Origin of the sequence: Prevotella sp. HMSC073D09 (assembly GCF_001814145.1) — a bacterium.
GTDB lineage: Bacteria > Bacteroidota > Bacteroidia > Bacteroidales > Bacteroidaceae > Prevotella > Prevotella conceptionensis.
This window is the reverse complement of sequence record NZ_KV815150.1, coordinates 1-17,910: the sequence shown is the minus strand read 5'-3', so window position 1 is coordinate 17,910 and position 17,910 is coordinate 1. Positions and strand designations below refer to the sequence as shown.

12 protein-coding genes and 1 pseudogene are annotated in these 17,910 nt (G+C 45.8%); 6 read left to right on the top strand and 7 right to left on the bottom strand.

Annotated elements, in window-relative coordinates; genetic code table 11:
- The coding region (locus HMPREF2955_RS16700) for a hypothetical protein (protein WP_210401336.1) at positions 1-287 on the bottom strand (287 nt) is incomplete at its 3' end.
- Between the two features lie 257 nt (positions 288-544).
- On the opposite strand from HMPREF2955_RS16700, the gene HMPREF2955_RS14555 reads away from it, so the two are divergent.
- On the top strand, positions 545-2,230 hold the full coding sequence (locus HMPREF2955_RS14555; protein WP_070724105.1) for an alpha/beta hydrolase-fold protein: 1,686 nt from the start codon (positions 545-547) through the stop codon (positions 2,228-2,230).
- A 195-nt stretch (positions 2,231-2,425) separates the two neighbouring features.
- Here HMPREF2955_RS14555 and HMPREF2955_RS14550 read toward each other — a convergent pair whose 3' ends face one another.
- From HMPREF2955_RS14550 to HMPREF2955_RS14525, 6 genes are all read right to left on the bottom strand, one after another.
- Complete coding sequence (locus HMPREF2955_RS14550) at positions 2,426-3,025, bottom strand: RloB family protein (RefSeq protein ID WP_019187494.1); 600 nt, start codon at positions 3,023-3,025, stop codon at positions 2,426-2,428.
- Between the two features lie 2 nt (positions 3,026-3,027).
- The gene (locus HMPREF2955_RS14545) at positions 3,028-4,281 is read right to left on the bottom strand and encodes an AAA family ATPase (protein ID WP_246830179.1); all 1,254 of its coding nucleotides are present in this window, start codon (positions 4,279-4,281) and stop codon (positions 3,028-3,030) included.
- A 541-nt stretch (positions 4,282-4,822) separates the two neighbouring features.
- Complete coding sequence (locus tag HMPREF2955_RS14540; protein ID WP_070724103.1) at positions 4,823-6,412, bottom strand: hypothetical protein; 1,590 nt, start codon at positions 6,410-6,412, stop codon at positions 4,823-4,825.
- A gap of 73 nt (positions 6,413-6,485) precedes the next feature.
- Entirely contained in the window at positions 6,486-6,653 is a 168-nt protein-coding gene (locus HMPREF2955_RS16395) for a hypothetical protein (protein ID WP_168166913.1), read from the bottom strand.
- Positions 6,654-7,564: 911 nt separating this feature from the next.
- The gene (locus HMPREF2955_RS14530) at positions 7,565-7,765 is read right to left on the bottom strand and encodes a hypothetical protein (RefSeq protein ID WP_009231690.1); all 201 of its coding nucleotides are present in this window, start codon (positions 7,763-7,765) and stop codon (positions 7,565-7,567) included.
- A gap of 11 nt (positions 7,766-7,776) precedes the next feature.
- Positions 7,777-11,169: a leucine-rich repeat domain-containing protein gene (locus HMPREF2955_RS14525; RefSeq protein WP_246830178.1), complete on the bottom strand. Its 3,393-nt coding sequence runs from the start codon at positions 11,167-11,169 to the stop codon at positions 7,777-7,779.
- 880 nt (positions 11,170-12,049) lie between these two features.
- Between HMPREF2955_RS14525 and dut the strand changes: the two genes are divergently transcribed.
- The 5 genes and pseudogenes from dut to HMPREF2955_RS17000 form a co-directional block, all read left to right on the top strand.
- Positions 12,050-12,487 (top strand): dUTP diphosphatase, encoded by a 438-nt coding sequence (gene dut, locus HMPREF2955_RS14520; RefSeq protein WP_210401335.1) that lies wholly within the window; start codon positions 12,050-12,052, stop codon positions 12,485-12,487.
- A gap of 8 nt (positions 12,488-12,495) precedes the next feature.
- On the top strand, positions 12,496-14,271 hold the full coding sequence (locus tag HMPREF2955_RS14515; RefSeq protein ID WP_070724101.1) for a tetratricopeptide repeat protein: 1,776 nt from the start codon (positions 12,496-12,498) through the stop codon (positions 14,269-14,271).
- A 680-nt stretch (positions 14,272-14,951) separates the two neighbouring features.
- Positions 14,952-15,686 (top strand): lipoprotein insertase outer membrane protein LolB1, encoded by a 735-nt coding sequence (locus tag HMPREF2955_RS14505; protein WP_246830183.1) that lies wholly within the window; start codon positions 14,952-14,954, stop codon positions 15,684-15,686.
- Positions 15,687-17,543 (top strand): peptidoglycan DD-metalloendopeptidase family protein, encoded by a 1,857-nt coding sequence (locus HMPREF2955_RS14500; protein ID WP_070724099.1) that lies wholly within the window; start codon positions 15,687-15,689, stop codon positions 17,541-17,543. It abuts the gene before it with no gap.
- Between the two features lie 186 nt (positions 17,544-17,729).
- A pseudogene (locus tag HMPREF2955_RS17000) lies at positions 17,730-17,873 on the top strand (IS5/IS1182 family transposase); the annotation flags it as partial.
- Positions 17,874-17,910 lie beyond the last annotated feature (37 nt).

The window sequence follows — 17,910 nt, the reverse complement described above, 5'->3', positions numbered from 1 at the left end:
TTGACATAAGAACATAAGGAACATAAAAGAACTCCTCTTTGCCTTTTCCTCATGATGTGCCACTGTAAAGATGCTTTTATAGTCAAACAGAATGGAATTTGAAAAGCCACAGCCGCATCATCAGCAAACAAAAGCACGCCTTTTCTTCCGCGTAAGGGATTGTTCATTCCCTGCAACGCACGTCTTGCACGCTGCAAACAACAATTTTCCAAATGCAATTCTGTTTCACGATAACTCGTAAAAATGTATTGACGGTACACCCGCCAGAGGTTGCCTTTTTGATACATACCCACGTTTTAACCGCAGACAAATTCAGCAGGATTTTTGGATTTTATCGTATCTTAGACAGGCGTTTCGTACATCAGAGGGATGCCCGTATTGGTTTTACGGCATAAAGACAATCAGCACCCATCAATTTATAGAAACATCAAAAGTCGAAACAACTTCTGCAATAAAACAGTTCTCATGGCGTTATTGACCTAAAAGGCTCTCTCGAACGAACATCTGCAACGCCAAGAGCCAAACAAAAGAGCTACAACTCAACATGAAACAACAAATAGTAAAGCATCTTTTTCTGCTATATGCGTTTATCTGCATTCCGCTACATGGGCAAGAAACCTATTCTAGCCTAACGCGAGCGGCTTTGGAAACCATGTGGCAGTCGGCAGACAGCGCAACTTACAAGAAGTCGCTGGCCATGTACGAGCACGCCTTTTCGCTTTTCCCCGACAGCATCGAAGACATGGGGCTATACAAGGCGTCTGTACTTGCCGGCTACCTGAACGAGAAAGACAAGGCATTTAATTATCTAAACCGCCTATTTCAATTGTCTTCAAAACTTCCACTGTCTACCAATTGGAGACTTATAATTGGCGAGTATGCCCAAGACGAGTATGCCAACTTGCTTTCTGACCCTAGATGGAGTGACTTGAAAAGCAAAGCCTTGAAAGCCAAACAAACTTTTTACGACGACCTGAAAGCCCAGGAAAAAGAGTTTTACGCTGTGGACAAAGTGCCATTGAACAAAACGAAAGACGGCAAGGCACTGTACAGCGAGATGAAGAAAAAGGCTGGATACCTGCCCAAGCAGCACCAAAACTATTCCCTTACGCTGGTGATAAACGACACGGCACGAACGGCATTCCTCGTTCATCTGCCCCCGAACTACAACCCTGCCAAGCGTTATCCCCTGCTGTTCTTCCTACATGGGGCAGTAAGGAACAACCTCCTAACCGACTATCTGCCGGCCGCGTGGGTGCTGTACGACTGGAACAGATACTACACCAAGTATGCCGAGCTGAACGATGTGATACTTGTCTTTCCACAAGGTAGCAAAGAATTCAACTGGATGACCTCCGATAAAGGGTTCTTTATGGTGCCTAAGATACTTACGCTTGTTAAAAAGGCTATCAACGTAGACGACAACAAGGTGTTTATTACAGGACACTCAAATGGGGCCACAGGCTCTTTCTCGTATCTGATGAAACAGCCAACGCCTTTTGCGGGTTTCTATGGTTTCAACACGCAACCAAAGGTATTCACGGGCGGAACCTTTGTCGAGAACATCAAAAACCGTTCGTTCATCAACTTCTCAACAGATAAGGATTACTATTATCCGCCAAATGCCAATGACGACTTTACCAAATTGATGAACAGCATCAATGCCGACTATAAGGAATATCGTTACAATGGTTTTCCACATTGGTTTCCAGAGTTCGACGAGTCTGAACCGGCATACAAGATTTTGTTTGCCGACCTTCTTCAGCGACAAAGAAACCCCTTCCCCAAAGAAATATCATGGGAGTTTGACGATAACCGATATGGAAACATTGATTGGCTTACAAACATAAAGCTAGACACATTGGCAAGCAGGAAGGCATGGCATAAAGAAAAGAACTTCAAAATCAGCCAATGGCTAGAATATAACGAAAAAGACAGTCTTATAACCAAAACCGTCGACAAGATGGCTTTCGATTTTCCACGTAAGTCGGGCAAGATATTGGCCAAGTATGCAAATAATGTCTTCCATATAGAAACGTCTTGTATCAAATCTTTCACGGTAAACATTTCTCCTGAAATGGTAGATACGAACAAGAAAGTGCGCATATACGTAAACGGAAAGCTGCGTTTCGATAAGCGGATTGGATATGATGCGAGCTTGATGTTGAAGAACTTTGATGCAACACAAGACAGAAGCCAAGTCTGGATAAATCAGATTGACATCCGATAAAACACAAAACCTACAACGTTATATCGGCTAATGGCGCATGCAACACCCTGTTTCACACGAAGCAAACAACCCTTTGGCCCCAGCCCCACTTACGAAAAAGGGCACTGCCACCCCCCGTTGCGCCCCCACTTGCGGTACAGCGGCACGGCATCAGCCCCCACTTCATTCGAATGTGTATGTGTACAAAATTTCCGTTTAGCGGTTTTTCTCCAACAGCTCTATTGCTTTATACACCTTTGAATACGACACGCTCTCACCCCTATTAACCTTATCTTCTTGTTGTTTACACCTTTCTATGGCTTGCTTCAAACGTTCTCCTTCACATAATTGTCTTACCCAGCTATCATTCTTTAAGAACTTTTCGCTCTTGTCGAATTGCGAATTGTATTCCTTTATTTCTTCAACAACCTCGTTACTCGTTTTAAAGAGCCTACCCGCCTCCTTATAATGCAGTAAAAACCAATACTCAATGGAAGGTAAGCTGTCGCAGAACAGCACGCCTTTGTTGTTGGCATACTTGTTCTTCATGCGCTCCACCATTTGGCGTTCCTTGTCGTTGCGTAGCGAAACGTCGGCATCAAACACAACAATGGCAAAGCCCTCGTCTTTTAATATGATGTCTACACGCTTGTCAAGTTCAAACGCATTTTCCCGTCCGAAGTAACGTGGCCTTATTTTTACCCTATACTTTCGCAACGTTTGCAGATGTTTAAAATACCATTGCTCAGTAATCCCCGCGCCCACAATAATGGGCGTAGGGTCTTTTAATTGCTTTTGCGCTTGTTTCCTTGCCATACTTATCCAATGTTAGGCAATGCCCCAAAGCGACCATTGCGGTAAAACTTGCGGAAAGAACTAATTTTGTTCAGCCCCTTAAAGTCAGTAAGCGAGTAAAGTCTGGTAGCCCCATCCTCCCCTTTCTCTGTAAACCAAACCATGTCCTTTCTAAACATGTCATCCACTTCATCTAAAAGAGGGTCGTAGTGTGTAGTGATTAGCAGCTGACTACGCCCTTCCGCCTGCAAGAATCGGGTGAGGATAAACTCTACAAGCTCAGGATGCAGCGACGATTCTATCTCGTCTATCGCAAGAAAGCCCCATTCGCCTAATGTTTGGTAGATGGCTGTCTCAATTCCAAAGCCCCTTTTTGTCCCGTCACTTAAAGCCCTTGTAGGTAAAGAATATTTCTCTTTACCATGTGCGTTTACTACTTGATGTTCGAAATCAATATAAACCCGACTCATGATCCCCTGGCTTAAAACCATTTGTTTCTCTTCGTCCGTAAGTCTGCCGTCTTGCATAAGCCCGTTTATTTTGTCAGCTGGTAAAGGAATGGCTTTACGTTCGGCCTTTATATCTGAAATGTTGAAGTCAGAACGTCTCATAAACTCTAAGAGAAAGTCTTTTAGATCTTTGTCATTAGGGACATTAAGTGCCGCGCGTGTAAAGATGTCATCTTTAGGCCAGATAACAACATCTTGAACAATTGTTTCAGCCCACTCAAAGGCGTTGTCAACGAAAGGTATCGCCACATTCACCATTTCTTTCGCAGCAAAAAACGACATGTTGGGCAAACATCTCAATGACAATTCTTCTAATGCAGCCTTTGAGACTTTAAGGTCTGCATGCAATTTGATAACCGAAACACCATTGTCTAAGGTACGGTTAAGCAGCAATGCGGGTTGTGTGGTTTTGTAATACGACAGGCGTTCACAGTAAACCCACTTATTGTCCAACACAACTTCGTACTTATACTTCATATCTCCTACGAAGAAAACTAGCTCGAAGGAGGAAGGTTCGTTAGGGGTTGCCTGGTCGAGCTTAAAAGGCTGTACACCGATAGCTTCGTCTTTTGCGCGTTTCCTACTAAACCAAAATGCCCACAAAAACTCAAAAGCGGCCAACAAGTTCGACTTTCCACTGGCGTTCGCCCCATAAACCAAGGCGAAACGCAACAGTCGTGTATTACCGATCTGCACCACTTGATAGTCTTCGAGGGTCTTGTCGTCTGTTGCTTCAAAACTAAATGTGGTAGAATCTTTAAACGACAAGAAGTTTTTTATTGTTAGTTCCTGTATCATTGCATTAATGTTGAACGTAGAGATGTTGGCTACATCCGCCTTGCAAAGTTAACAAAAAGTTACTCTTTACGAAACGTTTTCCCCATTTTTGGCACACTCACACCTACTATTTATAGGTTAGGTTATCGTAAGTTTAAAAGTCAGAGAGTTGATTTGTCCTGCACTTCGTATATGAGAGAAGTATTTATCTCGTGTTAGTGTGTCACAAAGATGACAAACTCCGCTCAATTTATAGAAATGAAATCTCTGCAAAACCCTATACGTTCAAAAGGGGTATCATTGAATATCAACAAGTTGCCTCTTCTAAAACTTCCTTGTGGAGGAGTTTTGCAGAGGTCTCGAAATATTAAAAGTCAAGACGATTTCAACATATATATGATGTGTGCGTTCTTTATTGTCATACTAAGGCCAACAAAAGCAAAACGGGGAGCAAACGCCACTTGGCTGTTTGCTCCCCGCTATCGTGATGCCGACTTACGGTCGGGCTATGATTGCTTATTAATGATGTGGCTTACTCGGCCTTCCATAAGTTTTGACCAGTGTTGCGTTTGTTGAGGTTTGCCAATCTAACCTCGTTTGCATTAAAATGAAGATAGAAAGCCAGCTTAGGTGTGGCTATACCTCCTGAACTTGTCCAATAATACCCACGAGCACCAAGTTGTTCTAATTTGCCTTCAATATAGCAACCTGTGGCAGGTAGAAAGAAATAATTGGTTATAACACTTGGCCTACCCTTAGCAACCGTCTTGTTGGCGTCTCCTCCATCGGTGTAGTTTTTCGTATAGTCGAATGTTTTACCGCTAGGAAGAACATATCCCTCCTTAAGCTTTGAGACAGGCGTTATATTGTTTTCTGCAGCGATAACGTTTTGTTTCTTCAACCAGATACCACCAGAACGAAGGTGTCCCCAAATAGTCCACAGCGTACTGTTATCCCAATGTGGATCGCCCTTCATCACATACCATTTACATTCGTTGGCATTGGGACAGTCTTTGGCTTTGTTGCTTGCATTCAAAGGAGCAGGGCCTCCTCCTTGGATCTCATTGTACCAACGTCCATCCGCCTTTGAAGTTGCGTAACCCGTGCCAGCAGGGGCACTATTATCCTTTGGTTGGTTGGCTACTCCAGACCAATAGTCTTTCTTCGCATCCCACATATAATATAACTGTGAGCTATAGTCTCTTACATTAATGTCTTGCGAGATATCGTAGAACTTATTCTCTTCATAGTTCTTCGATTTGACAACCTTAGTCACCACACCTCCAACTTTTGTTACAGCATCTTTGAGGTAATATTTGATGGTGAGTTTGTGTGCGCCTGGTTTTATAACCATGAACGCTCCGTTCTGGTTGAGTTGTGCATTGGGGCTTTCCAACTTGAAACCTTTGGGATTAGCAGTGCCACCCAAGTTTAGGGTAATGGTTTGCTTGGTGCCTTGGCCCGTTAGTTTTTTCGTTGTGGGGTCGAGCGTAAAGTTTCCGGCAATGAAATTGTCTGAAGTAACCTCAATTTTCTCGATGTATGTGCTCACAAAAGCATGCTTGGTTTTAGGCAAGAAACAGAGATAAGCCGCCTTGTGATCTAGTTTGAACTCGAACTGACCACCGTTTTTTGTGGCTATGGCCATGCCGCAATCGCCCGCTTCGCCAAAATGCTTAGTGCTGTTAGGCTCGTTCTGGGTTTGGTTTTCGGCAATGGTAACATTGTTGTTGGTGCCGTTTACACCAGGATAAAACACCATATAGGTGTTGCTGTTGGCAAAAGCACCTGGCACCATGAACTTGAAACCGGCCTGCTTGTCGGCACTCACACTGTTTCTACTGCACTGATAAGTGCTTTTGTCGTCCAACACGTAAATCTTATCGGCGTTTTCCCAATAGAAAGCACCATCGGGATAGCTCATCGAGGTACGCGTAGTTGCACTAACCTGCCTTGTACTGCCATTTGATGTAAATGCCGTTAGGCCTGTAGTTTCTGTACTCCCAGTGTCTGGGGTCTTGGTTTGGGTAAGTTCGTCAATGTTCGACTGACATCCCGTCACCAAAGCAACAAGAGCTGCCGCAAAGGCAAAACTCCTTATATTTGTCTTCGTTAATTGCATTATTTACTTGATTTTTTTGTTTTCTCGATTACTTTAAAACATAAAACAGACTTTGTAAGGCTCTTGGTTTTCCTTAAAAGTACTTTGAGTTCTCATCCTCATCTTCCTCAATTTCTCCTCCCTTTACAGCTTTATTATGCTGTCCGGGCACTGATGCGTCGAGCAACGTTACTGCTTCAACACCTACAACCTCTACTTGGGGTTTGGTGTACAAACTCCTTTCCAATTGATTCTTTTTCATTCTTTGATTAGCTTTGTACCTGAATATTGTTATTATTATCGACAAATATCGCAAAATGGACAGATAAAACATACGACCAAATGCGACCATGCGCCGACTTATAAAGACATAAGAAAACTGATTTTTTAGCCAGTCTACACTTCTCTCTACTTTTAAAACGGGTGCAAAGGTACGCATTTTATTTTAGCCGAGCAAAAAAACGGGCAAGAAAATGCGACTTTTGCCTATTGTTGTGCCTTAACCCCCAATCGGTTCGTTAAACCGCTTATCAATTATTTTAGGTTGTTTCCATCGTTTCCTATGCTGATTTCATTTGTTTGTCGAAAGCCTTTCTGTCTCATTCTCTCGACGTAGCCTGCTATGCCTTCAAGAATAAGACAGGCAATATGCTCAACAATCAAACAAAATCTGCACAGGCTCTAATGCCCGATTGGGGTTGAAAAAACAACCGTTGTTTTTGCACTTCGACTTGGAATGTGTATAATCGAGGCATTACTTGCGCGAGAAGAATAAAGAAAAAGATTTGTCTACGGAACCGCTCGTACCACGTTTATTATCAACTGCCTACAAGCTTTGCGCATTCTTGTGAAAAATTCTTTATCCCGATATAGTTGTTGAGAGGAATACCCTACCTGTTGTACGTTACGGAACACGTATATTTCAAAGCATCACTCTTCTGTGGCTTTCGATTTAAGACCGTTTGGGGTTAAAACGTTTAGGTGAGGGTGGTTTGAGACATACACAACAGCTTGCTGAACAATTTCAGCTAGGCATTGAACGCACCCTCGCAAATTTGGCCACAGAAGAGAATAGGGGAGCAATCGTTGCTCCCCTATTCAGGTTTTCATTAATGCTCAATTACTATATAAACGCCCATTTAGGGAGGTTTGCCGCGATGCTGCGTTAGCAGTTTAAAACTCGGCAAAGGCATTGCAGCCTTCGGATTCAAAGTTCTCGTCCTCCTCTTCTTCAAAGAAGTCGGAGGCCTTGCCATCTATGGGATTGTGTGGGTTGTAGCCCCCGCCAACGCCAGGGCTGGCTACGATCATCAGTTGTTCTGTTGCCACCAGCAATACCATGGCCAATGGCCTTCTGTATGTTTCCTTTTTCATTGCACCATATTTTATTTAACAATTACTTTCTTGCCTTGGCGGATGTAGATACCCTTTTGTGGGTTGCTCACTCGCTGTCCGTTCAGATTATAGAATATGTCGTTGCCTATGTTGCCCTCATCAGTTGTCACCTCTTCGATAGCGGTGGTGGTATCATCGTCATCGAAATGCAGTATCAACTTGGCGCCCGCAGGCTTTTTCAGTTTAAGGTATGCCTTATGTACGGGGAAGTTGTTCAAAGGCGTAGTGCATTTCTTGAACGTTCCGCCCTGCATCACATAGATTGGTGCTGCTGTCGAAGCTTGCACGGTGGCAGGTTTACCAAACACGCCATGCATGACATTGTTAGATATGTTATACGGGACATTGTCTTTCTCGCCAATGGTGTAATAGAATTTGTTATTGGAGGCAACCTTATTGTCTATTATTTTCAGTAGCACACCTGTCTCGGCTGGCACATATGCGTACGAGTCGCTAACGCCGCCGTGCTTATCAATACTAGTCATCTTAATGTGAGCGGTTGCAGTGCCATAGTCGCCAGCTCCTGCCTCTATCTTAGAACCAGCCACGAATGCAGCTACACGAACGCCGTTTTCAGCCACACAATCCTTAAAGTCAACATCGAACTCGCGTGCGAAAGTGGCGTACTTCGTACTTATCTGCAAGTCGGTGATTCGATAGTCTATTTGTGAGGTGAAGTTGTAGGGGCTTGGCTTATCCTTCTTTGCAAATTGGTCGTAAACAGTCTTCGTCCACTTATCCTTATACTCTTGGCATGCCGACTTCTTAACATATATCTTGGTGTAAGGCGCAAATTCGTTAAAGTTCGTTTCCGTTTCGTCTAGCTTGAAACGAGTGGTGCTGAGCATGTCCTTAGTTGGTTCGCTCTCGATAAAGAATACGCTCTTTATATTATGGTTTTTAGCCACAAAAGCCCTTGCCCCGATATACTTCACGTTCTTCTTAACCACCACTTCCTGTACGCTGCTGGGAGCGTTCTCGAAAGCGTAGTCGCCGATAAGACTCACTTCGTAGGTGTTGCCTTGATACTCGATAGATTTGGGCAAGATAAAGGTGTGGTCGGCACACGAAGTGCTGAGCAAATCGACCGCTTTGTCGGACACAGCGATGTATTCTTCGGTCTTTTCGTTGAACGAGGGGCTTATGGAGGCGAACTTACCGTAAAATGGATCAGCTTGATATGCGGCAAGTTTGTCTTTGCGCACGTTGATGCGTATCTTTCCCATGTTCTTTATTGGCCCCTTGTCTTCATCGAACGAGGTTTCATTCTGGGCTTGATTAATCCTGTTGGGGGTAATCATCTGGTCGCAAAGGAACGTGATGGTGTTCAAGTTATCGCAAAGTCCGAATGCCCGAATGCCGATAGAGTCTACCTTATTGGGGATAGTTACATTCACCAGTTTCTTACAATCGTAGAAGGCATAGTCGCCGACAATGGTTATCGACGGAGGCAACAACGTGAACTTATCGTTGGCTTTGCCCGGTGGGAAAATCATTAGTTTCGCCTTATTCTTAGAGAGCAGGCAGCCGTCTACGCTAGAATACTCGTTATTGTCTCTGTCTACGTTTATTTCTGTGAGGTTTGAACAGTACTTAAATGCCTCGGGGCTAATGCTAGTTGTTGTTTTTGTCACGTCTATTTTGGTAAGAGCTTGGCATTTCAAGAAGGCCTCGCGCTCAATCTTCGTTACTTTCTTGGGGATGTTGATGCTAGTAATGCCACAATCGGCAAAGGCTCCTGCACCTATTACATCTATTTCGGCATCGGGATGGAATGTTACCGTCTTCATACTAGCACATCCGATGAAAGCGTTAGACTCGATAAAGCGCACAGACTTAGGGATGTTAAACGACTCGAGAAGGCGCAGACCAGCAAACACATTCTTTTCAAGCCTCTCCAACTCGCAGTCGCCTAAGAAATTGAATGCTTTCAGTTTGGAGTTCGTGGAAAAAGCCCCATGCCTGATGTTTTTCAGTTTTGAACCTGCCGGGACATTGATTGTTTCTAGGTTGATGCACATGTAGAAAATCTCGTTCAGCTTGGGCAGCGATTTGGGCAACGTCACCTCCTTTAGGCTGCTGCACCACCTGAATGCATAATATTCAATCTCTTGTAATTGCGAATTTGCGTCGAAAGTTATCGTCTTGAGGTTTTGTACATCGCGAAAAGCTTCTGCGTTGATGCGCGCCACTTTTGCAGGAATGTGCATCGAGGTTATATACTTGGCACTTTGAAAGGCGTGACCCGCGATCACCTCTACACTCTGAGGTATCGTATAGGTTGCACCCATTTTGCTGCCAGGGTAGAAATAAAGCGTTTTCATGTTCTTAGAGAACAGCACACCCCCCACGGCAACAAAGTCTTTGTTTTGGGGATGGACCTTATATTCCGTCAAATTCGAGCATGCCTCAAAACAACCTTCCGACATACCATCACCCGTTACGTCATCATGGGGTTTCAAGTTTTGGGGCAATGTTATGGAGGTAAGTTTACTTGCATTGTAGATGGACGATTTAACCAACTTCGTTACGCCGTTAAGGTTGATGCTTTCCAGTTTGGAATTACTTGATATGGCGTAATTAGTAATGGCTTTAATGCCATTGGGTACGGTATAGTTGGTGGCATTTCTTCCTCTTGGATACAATACAAGCGTGTTATCTCTGAAAAGCACGCCATCGAGAACCTTGAAATGTGGTGCACCAGCAGGGATTTCGAAGGCAGCAAACGAGTTGGTGGGTACAATAGTGGGGTAACCCTCGTACACCCTTTCCAGATTTTTAGGCAAAGCAATCCTTGTAAGGCCATGCACGCTTTGGAAAGCAGCCGCATCGATATACGTTACTTGCCCGTCGACAGTGTACTTCCCTCCCTGCAACGTAACATTAGAAGGAACGGCATAAAGTGTTTTCCTACCCCTAGAGTAGAGTACACCGTTTGCATCGCTCTCAAACTTGGGGTTTTGAGGATGCACATCGAATCTTGGAGTCGAGTAAATGCTACTCCACGCCCCAGACCTTATCGTTTCCAACTTTTTGGGAATGTTCATAGAAGTGAGTGCAGCACCCGAGAATGCGTACCCCCAAATATACTCCATGGTTTCCGGCAAATGTACAGAGGTGATGTCATAACTCCTGTATTGTGGATTATACTCTGCCCCGATAACAGTAAGAACGTATCCGTACTTATCGGTCACGGTGGGTGGCAAGTTCAAATGTCCTGTCTTGGTGGATTTCACGCCAAGATAAGAAAGGGTTAGTTTCTTTCCCGAAACAACTTTGTAATAGCAATCACCGAAATTCACAATTTGGTCGTCGGTGTATGAAAATCCCCTAATTGGCATTGCCACAAGCAGCATAAAAAATAAAAGTCTAAACGTGTTCATGTTATTATGAGTTATTTAATGAAATGGTAATTGCCCCAGAAGGTTAGATGTTTAACAATACGATAAGCCCCAGCAATAAACAACATGCCAGCTGCTTAAACGCCCAACGCACCACGGCATTGCCGTACTCAATGGTTTTGCATTTGCACAAGACTTGTGTTTCGTAACCCCCTACGGTATTAATTCTCTCGTTTTCCATGACATGTATAAGTTGCATTCTTATAATACGTACGTACAATTCCGTAACTCTCAATAAAGGGGCATTTGCCATCTCTAATCTCTATCGGACGCTGTTTTTCATGGGCATCCGCTGTGCGTTGCGAAGTTTCCAACCCGTTGTCACGATGTTGAATACGAACGTGCTTTACCTGTCACGACCTTTACAAGGCAACTATTTGCCTCTGCATAGTCTTATGCTGCAAAGTTAAACAATTTTACAGACATGGCAAACAATAAGAGGTTATTTTATGTTATTATACGTTTTGAAAAACGGAAGTTGTGAAATTTTGAATGAAACAAACGCACCTTGTTTCGGTTTTAGCCTAAGGTCTGTTCTAAAAAACATCACGCTTATGCCGTTCTCCTTAACTAACTTTCGCAAGTGAATAAATCACCCTGCGATTTTATATTTATAATTTATAGTCAAACAAAGGAGTATTTAACAACGATAGCTGTCAACTAATCTCAGTACACTACACTTTTTTAATCTATCAGATGGCGTCAGCATCATTGACATCCCCCTCCCCTTTCCGCCTATTGTTCGCCAATTTCACCACCAAATGTCCGTTTTTGTGTATTTTTAAATAAGCGTTTTGTCCTTATATCAAGATAATTGCGTATTTTTGCAGATGCTGCGCCACGCGCAATAAAACGAGAAGAGATGCTGAAAGTAAAGATTATTAACCGCGGACACCAACCGCTACCCACATACGCCACGGCTCTTAGTGCAGGAATGGACCTGCGAGCCAACATCGACGAAGACATCACCCTGCTGCCCATGCAACGCCAACTGGTGCCAACGGGATTGCACATCGCCCTGCCCGAAGGCTACGAGGCGCAGATAAGACCACGCAGCGGACTTGCACTGAAACACGGCATCACCGTGCTTAACACTCCTGGCACAGTGGATGCCGACTATCGCGGCGAAATTATGGTGCTACTGATTAACTTCTCTAACGAATCTTTCATCGTGAAAGACGGCGAACGGATTGCACAAATGATTGTTGCCAAGCACGAACAAGTGAGCTTTGAACTCACCGAGACGCTCGACAAAACCGAAAGAGGAGCAGGCGGATACGGACATACTGGACTGAAATAACACAACTGATGAAACGAAATCTGATACACATCGCCGTTGCGACAGCCACTATCGCCACGGCCCTCACCCTGGCAACACCCACGCTATGGGCTAAGAAAAAGGCGCAACCCGCAAGAGTTGTGCCTGCTAAAAACCTGTCGTACAACGACCAACGCCGTTTCGACTACTTCTTTCTCGAAGCCGTGAAACAAGAAAACACAGGCAATTACGCCTCGGCACTTGCCCTGATGAACCACTGCCTGAGCATCAACCCCAACGCAGCGGAGGTGTATTTCATGCAGGCACCTTACTATGTGCAGATAAAAAACGACTCGTTGGCATTGGCCTGCCTGCAAAAGGCGGCATCGCTACGCCCCGACAACGCCACCTTTACCGAACGCCTAGGGCAATTTTACATCAGCAGCGGCAACTTCGACAAGGCCATCGAGACGTACGAAAGGCTCACCACAAACAGTGGGGAGCGCGACAACGACGATGCGCTGAACATCCTCATGCAGCTTTATAACAAGAAGAAAGACTTTGCAGGGGTGCTAAGGTCGCTCGAACGACTGGAACAAGTGAACGGCGTTAGCGAAGAGACAACCCTCTCGAAGGTGCGCGCCTACGAGATGCTGGACAACAAAAACGCGGCATACAAGGCTTTGAAACAGTTAAGCGACGACCATCCCAATGACGTGAACTATCGTCTGATGCTTGGAAACTGGCTTATGCAGAACCAAAAGGAGGCCGCCGCGCATAAGATTTTTACCGACGTATTGGCCGACGACCCCGACAACAGCTTTGCACAAGCATCGCTCTACGACTATTATCGCGCCAAAAACGATGAGGCGAAAGCCACACAGCTGCGCGACAAAATGCTCATCAGCGCGAAGACGGACGACGAAACGAAACTGTCTATCATGCGACAGGTGGTGCAAGAAAACGAACGCGCAGGCGGCGACAGCACAAAGGTGCTGGCCCTTTTCGACAAAATAACGGAGGCTAACCCCAACGACGCGGGAATGGCCGAGCTGAAAGCGGCCTACATGTCGGTGAAGAAGATGCCCGACAGCTTGGTGGTTGACGCCCTGAAACGGGTTGTTGCCATCGCACCCGATAACGCTGGGGCACGTTTGCAGCTCATCGAGAATCTTTGGAGAAAACAAAAATGGGACGAAATACTGGCTTTGAGCAAGCAGGCACAGGCCTACAACCCCGAAGAGATGGCTTTTTACTACTTCGAAGGCATTGCCTGCTTTCAGAAAGACAAGAAAGATGAGGCGTTAGACGCTTTCAGAAGGGGCGTAACGCAGATTAACGCCAACAGCAATAAGGACATCGTGTCGGACTTTTACGAGCTAATGGGGGAAATTCTCTATCAAAAGGGGCTGGCAAAAGAGGCTTTCGCCTCGTACGACAGCTGCCTGCAATGGAAGCCCAACAACTTGGGATGCCTTAACAACTACGCCTATTACCTAGGTGAAAAGGGCATCGAGCTAGATAAAGCCGAGGCCATGAGCTACCGAACTGTGAAGGAAGAACCCAACAACGGCACCTATCTCGACACCTATGCGTGGCTGCTTTTCCTTAAAAAGAGGTATTCGGAGGCGCAGGTTTACATCGACCAGGCACTCAAAAACGACTCTAACAGCCTTAAAAGCAAGGTGGTGGTGGAACATGCCGGCGACATTCACGCCATGAATGGCGACACGAACAAGGCCATTGAATATTGGAAAAAGGCCTTGGAACTGGGTGCCGACAAGGCTGTTATCAACAGGAAAATAAAACTTAAGAAACCTTTCTGAGTGAAGTAAGAAGGATTTTAGGGGAATTAAGGAGTTAAATCGGATGATGAAGAGTAACAAGACGTGACGGAACAAAGATGTTTAAAGCGCTAAGCAATGGGCCTTTATAGGCCATGTCTGGCAAGCTAATCCAACAAGGCAGGCAAGAAATCCTAGAACAACTAGTAAGCTAGTATTACTAGAAAAAATAGAAATACGAGTATTACTAGAATCACTAGAAGAATTAGAATCACTAGAAACACTAGAAGAACTAGAAACACTAGAAGAACTAGAAACACTAGAAACGCCAACCCAGCTAGACGAATTAGCAAGCCAAGGCTAACAAGCACAAAGGGCGCAGCCATCCTTTCACCTCTTCACCTTTTCACCTTTAAAATCCCTTTCACCCTTTAAAGGTCTTTTCACTCTTCGAGAGTACATATACACTATTTACCACCAAAAAACATACAGTTATGATAAAGAAGAAAAAAACAACAACGGCATGCACCCACAATGGGCTGCAACACATAACAGGTTTTAAAGCGGCAGTAAGAATACTAAGTCTTGCTCTCGTAGTGGTACTTACACCACTGATATGGACCTCTTGCAAAACAAAGTCGGCTGTGGTGTCCGACAGCTCGACACCCACGCACAAGGCTGCACGCGACCGCGAAGTGCTGGCCAACAACCAATTGGCCTTCATGCGCCGCGTTAACGACAACCAAGTGTATGCCAAAAACATCGTTGGAAGTATTTCGCTCAACCTACAAGGCGCGGGAAAAGACGTAACAGTGCCAGGACAACTGCGCATGAGAAAAGACGAAGTGATACGTCTGCAAGCATTTGTGCCACTGCTTGGCACCGAAGTGGGACGTATAGAGTTCACACCCGACTACGTGTTGGTTATCGACCGCATTCATAAAGAATACATCAAGGCCGACTACAACCAAATGGATTTTTTGCGAAAGAACGGACTTAACTTTTACAGCTTGCAGGCCTTGTTCTGGAACCAACTGCTATTGCCCGACCGCCCACGCATCACCGAAAGCGACCTCAACCAGTTCAGCGTTACTTTCAGCGGCGGCAGCAGCAACCCCGTAACCTATTCCACGGGCAATTTCAACTATGCCTGGCTAGCGGATGCCGACAACGGACGCTTACGACAAACGGACATCACCCATCAAGACGCCACACGCGGAACTTCGAGACTTACATGGAAGTATGGCGACTTCAAAGGAGTCGGCGTAAAGATGTTCCCCGCATCGCAAGTGTTCAGTATGAGTTCTGCAGCCGTGAAGGGCGGACAAACTTTGCAAGTGAGCATCAAGATGAACGAAGTGAAGACCGACGATAAATGGGAGGCACAAACAACGGTGTCGCCTAAGTATAAGCGCGTAAAGGCACAAGATGTCTTCAACAAAATACTCAACATGTAGATGAAACACGTTCTAACCATCCTCCTTGCCCTCATGGTGGCTTTCCCACTCGGTGCGCAGAAAAAGCGTTCCGCTAAGAAGTCGCGCCCTACGGTCACCACACAAAAGCGAACGCAGGCCAAAGGCAAAGCCGCACAACCTGCCAAAAAGAACGCCAAGATAACGAAAGCACCTGCTAAGAAAACAGTCAAGCCTGCACCCAAGAAGGGTGCAAAGGCGGCAAACAAACGTGGAAACGCCGCGCGCGAAAAGAACACGCAGGCTGAAACCAACAAAGTTATCAAGGGCTTACAGGGGCAAAGGGAGGCCATAAAGAAAAAAATTCAACAACAAGAGGCCGCACTTAAAGCCAATCAGGCCGACGTAAAGAAGAGGTTGCAAGAGTTGATGGTTATCAACAGCGAGATTGGCGAACGCCAAAAGAACATCGACGGCATTCAAAAAGACATCAAGCACATCGAAGGAAACATCGGCATACTTAACTCGCAGTTGGCTACGCTTGAACAACAGTTGGCCGACCGCAAGGCAAAATACATCCGTTCGGTGCGCTACATGGCGCGCCACCGTTCGGTGCAAGACAAGATGATGTTTGTTTTCTCGGCCAAAAATTTGGCACAAGTATATCGCCGCATGCGTTTCGTGCGCGAATATGCCTCGTATCAAAAGGCACAAGGCGAATTGGTTAAGGCCAAACAGCAACAAGTAACCGAGAAACACATCCAATTGGAAGAGGTGAAAGGCCAAAAGAACACCTTATTATATAAGGGCCGCCAAGAACACGCCGCACTGCAAACCAAACAAGACGAACAACAGAAAGCCGTAGACGGACTGCAACAGCAACAAAAGACCATTCAGGCCGTCATTGCCGAACAACAAAAGAAAGATGCCGCCTTAAACGCCGAGATAGACAGACTCATTGCCATCGAAGTGGAAAAGGCTAGGCAAAGAGCCATAGCCGAGGCCAAGCGTAAAGCAGAAGCAGCCGAGGCTGCTAAACGTAAAGCCGAAGAGTTGGCAAGAAAGAAAGCTGCTGCCGAAGCAGCGGCACGCGAGAACCAACGCCGCATTGCCGAAGCCAAGGCACGCGAAGAGCGACTAAGAGCCGAGGCTAAGGTGGCCGCAGAAGCCGAAAGGGCACGCCGAGTTGAGGCCGAAAGGGCTGCACGCGAGGCTGAAGAACGCCGGGCAAGAGCAGAAAGGGAAACGGCAGACAAACGGGCACGTGCCGAAAAGGAGGCCAGAGAGGCTGCCGAACGTAAGGCAAGAGCCGACCAAGCGGCGCGCGAGTCGGCCGAGAAACAGGCACGAGCACAACAAGCGGCACGCGAAGCCGAGGCTGCACGCGTGGCGGCCGAGCGCAAAGCCGAAGCCGAAAGGGCGAGAAGCGAGAAGGCCATTGCCGACAGTAAGAAGGAAGTGGAGGAAACACGCAAGCTCAGTACGGTAGACCGAATGGTGAGCGGCGGTTTCGAAGCCAACAAGGGGCGCTTGCCCATGCCCATTACAGGCAGCTATCGCATCGTTAGCCACTTCGGGCAATACAATGTTGAAGGTCTTAAAAACGTAAAACTCGACAACAAGGGCATCAACATCCTTGGTGGCAACGGCTGTCAAGCACGCAGCATATACGATGGCGAGGTGAGTGCCGTGTTTGGTTACGGCGGTTCGATGGTAGTAATGGTACGCCACGGTGCCTATATCTCAGTGTACGCCAATCTCCGTTCGGCCAGTGTAACGCGTGGCCAACGCGTAACCACACGCCAAACGCTCGGAACCGTGGGTGCGGATAACATCCTGCAATTCCAACTGCGCAAGGAAACAGCGAAACTAAACCCAGAAACTTGGCTAGGCAGGTAATCCCTGTTGCTCACCACCAATCTACATCTAGATACTCGCTACTCAACAAGTGTCACCATGTTTGGCATGCTTGCTGAGTAGCGTGTTTGTTGTCTTATAATGAAGTCATCCAGACTTTTAAAATCTCTACAAATTGAGAGGAGTTTATTATCCTTATGCAGTAAAACCAAGACAAACACTCCTCTCATGTACGAAGTACTGGACAAAGATACAATAAAAAATGTAATCTTGCCACATTTGTCTGTGGCAAAACGCTGTTGTGTTACTAAAAGCAACCTGGCGGAGGCCATTCAGTGCATTCGCTACAAGTTGAAAACGGACTGTCAGTGGCACATAATGAGGAAAAAGTAAAGAACGTTTCTTTATG

Bases quoted from the DNA above. Each gene is read 5' to 3' on its own strand.
- HMPREF2955_RS14555 (WP_070724105.1), top strand. From the start codon at position 545: ATGAAACAACAAATAGTAAAGCATCTTTTTCTGCTATATGCGTTTATC.
- HMPREF2955_RS14550 (WP_019187494.1), bottom strand. From the start codon at position 3,025: ATGGCAAGGAAACAAGCGCAAAAGCAATTAAAAGACCCTACGCCCATT.
- HMPREF2955_RS14540 (WP_070724103.1), bottom strand. From the start codon at position 6,412: ATGCAATTAACGAAGACAAATATAAGGAGTTTTGCCTTTGCGGCAGCT.
- HMPREF2955_RS16395 (WP_168166913.1), bottom strand. From the start codon at position 6,653: ATGAAAAAGAATCAATTGGAAAGGAGTTTGTACACCAAACCCCAAGTA.
- HMPREF2955_RS14530 (WP_009231690.1), bottom strand. From the start codon at position 7,765: ATGAAAAAGGAAACATACAGAAGGCCATTGGCCATGGTATTGCTGGTG.
- HMPREF2955_RS14525 (WP_246830178.1), bottom strand. From the start codon at position 11,169: ATGAACACGTTTAGACTTTTATTTTTTATGCTGCTTGTGGCAATGCCA.
- dut (WP_210401335.1), top strand. From the start codon at position 12,050: ATGCTGAAAGTAAAGATTATTAACCGCGGACACCAACCGCTACCCACA.
- HMPREF2955_RS14515 (WP_070724101.1), top strand. From the start codon at position 12,496: ATGAAACGAAATCTGATACACATCGCCGTTGCGACAGCCACTATCGCC.
- HMPREF2955_RS14505 (WP_246830183.1), top strand. From the start codon at position 14,952: ATGCGCCGCGTTAACGACAACCAAGTGTATGCCAAAAACATCGTTGGA.
- HMPREF2955_RS14500 (WP_070724099.1), top strand. From the start codon at position 15,687: ATGAAACACGTTCTAACCATCCTCCTTGCCCTCATGGTGGCTTTCCCA.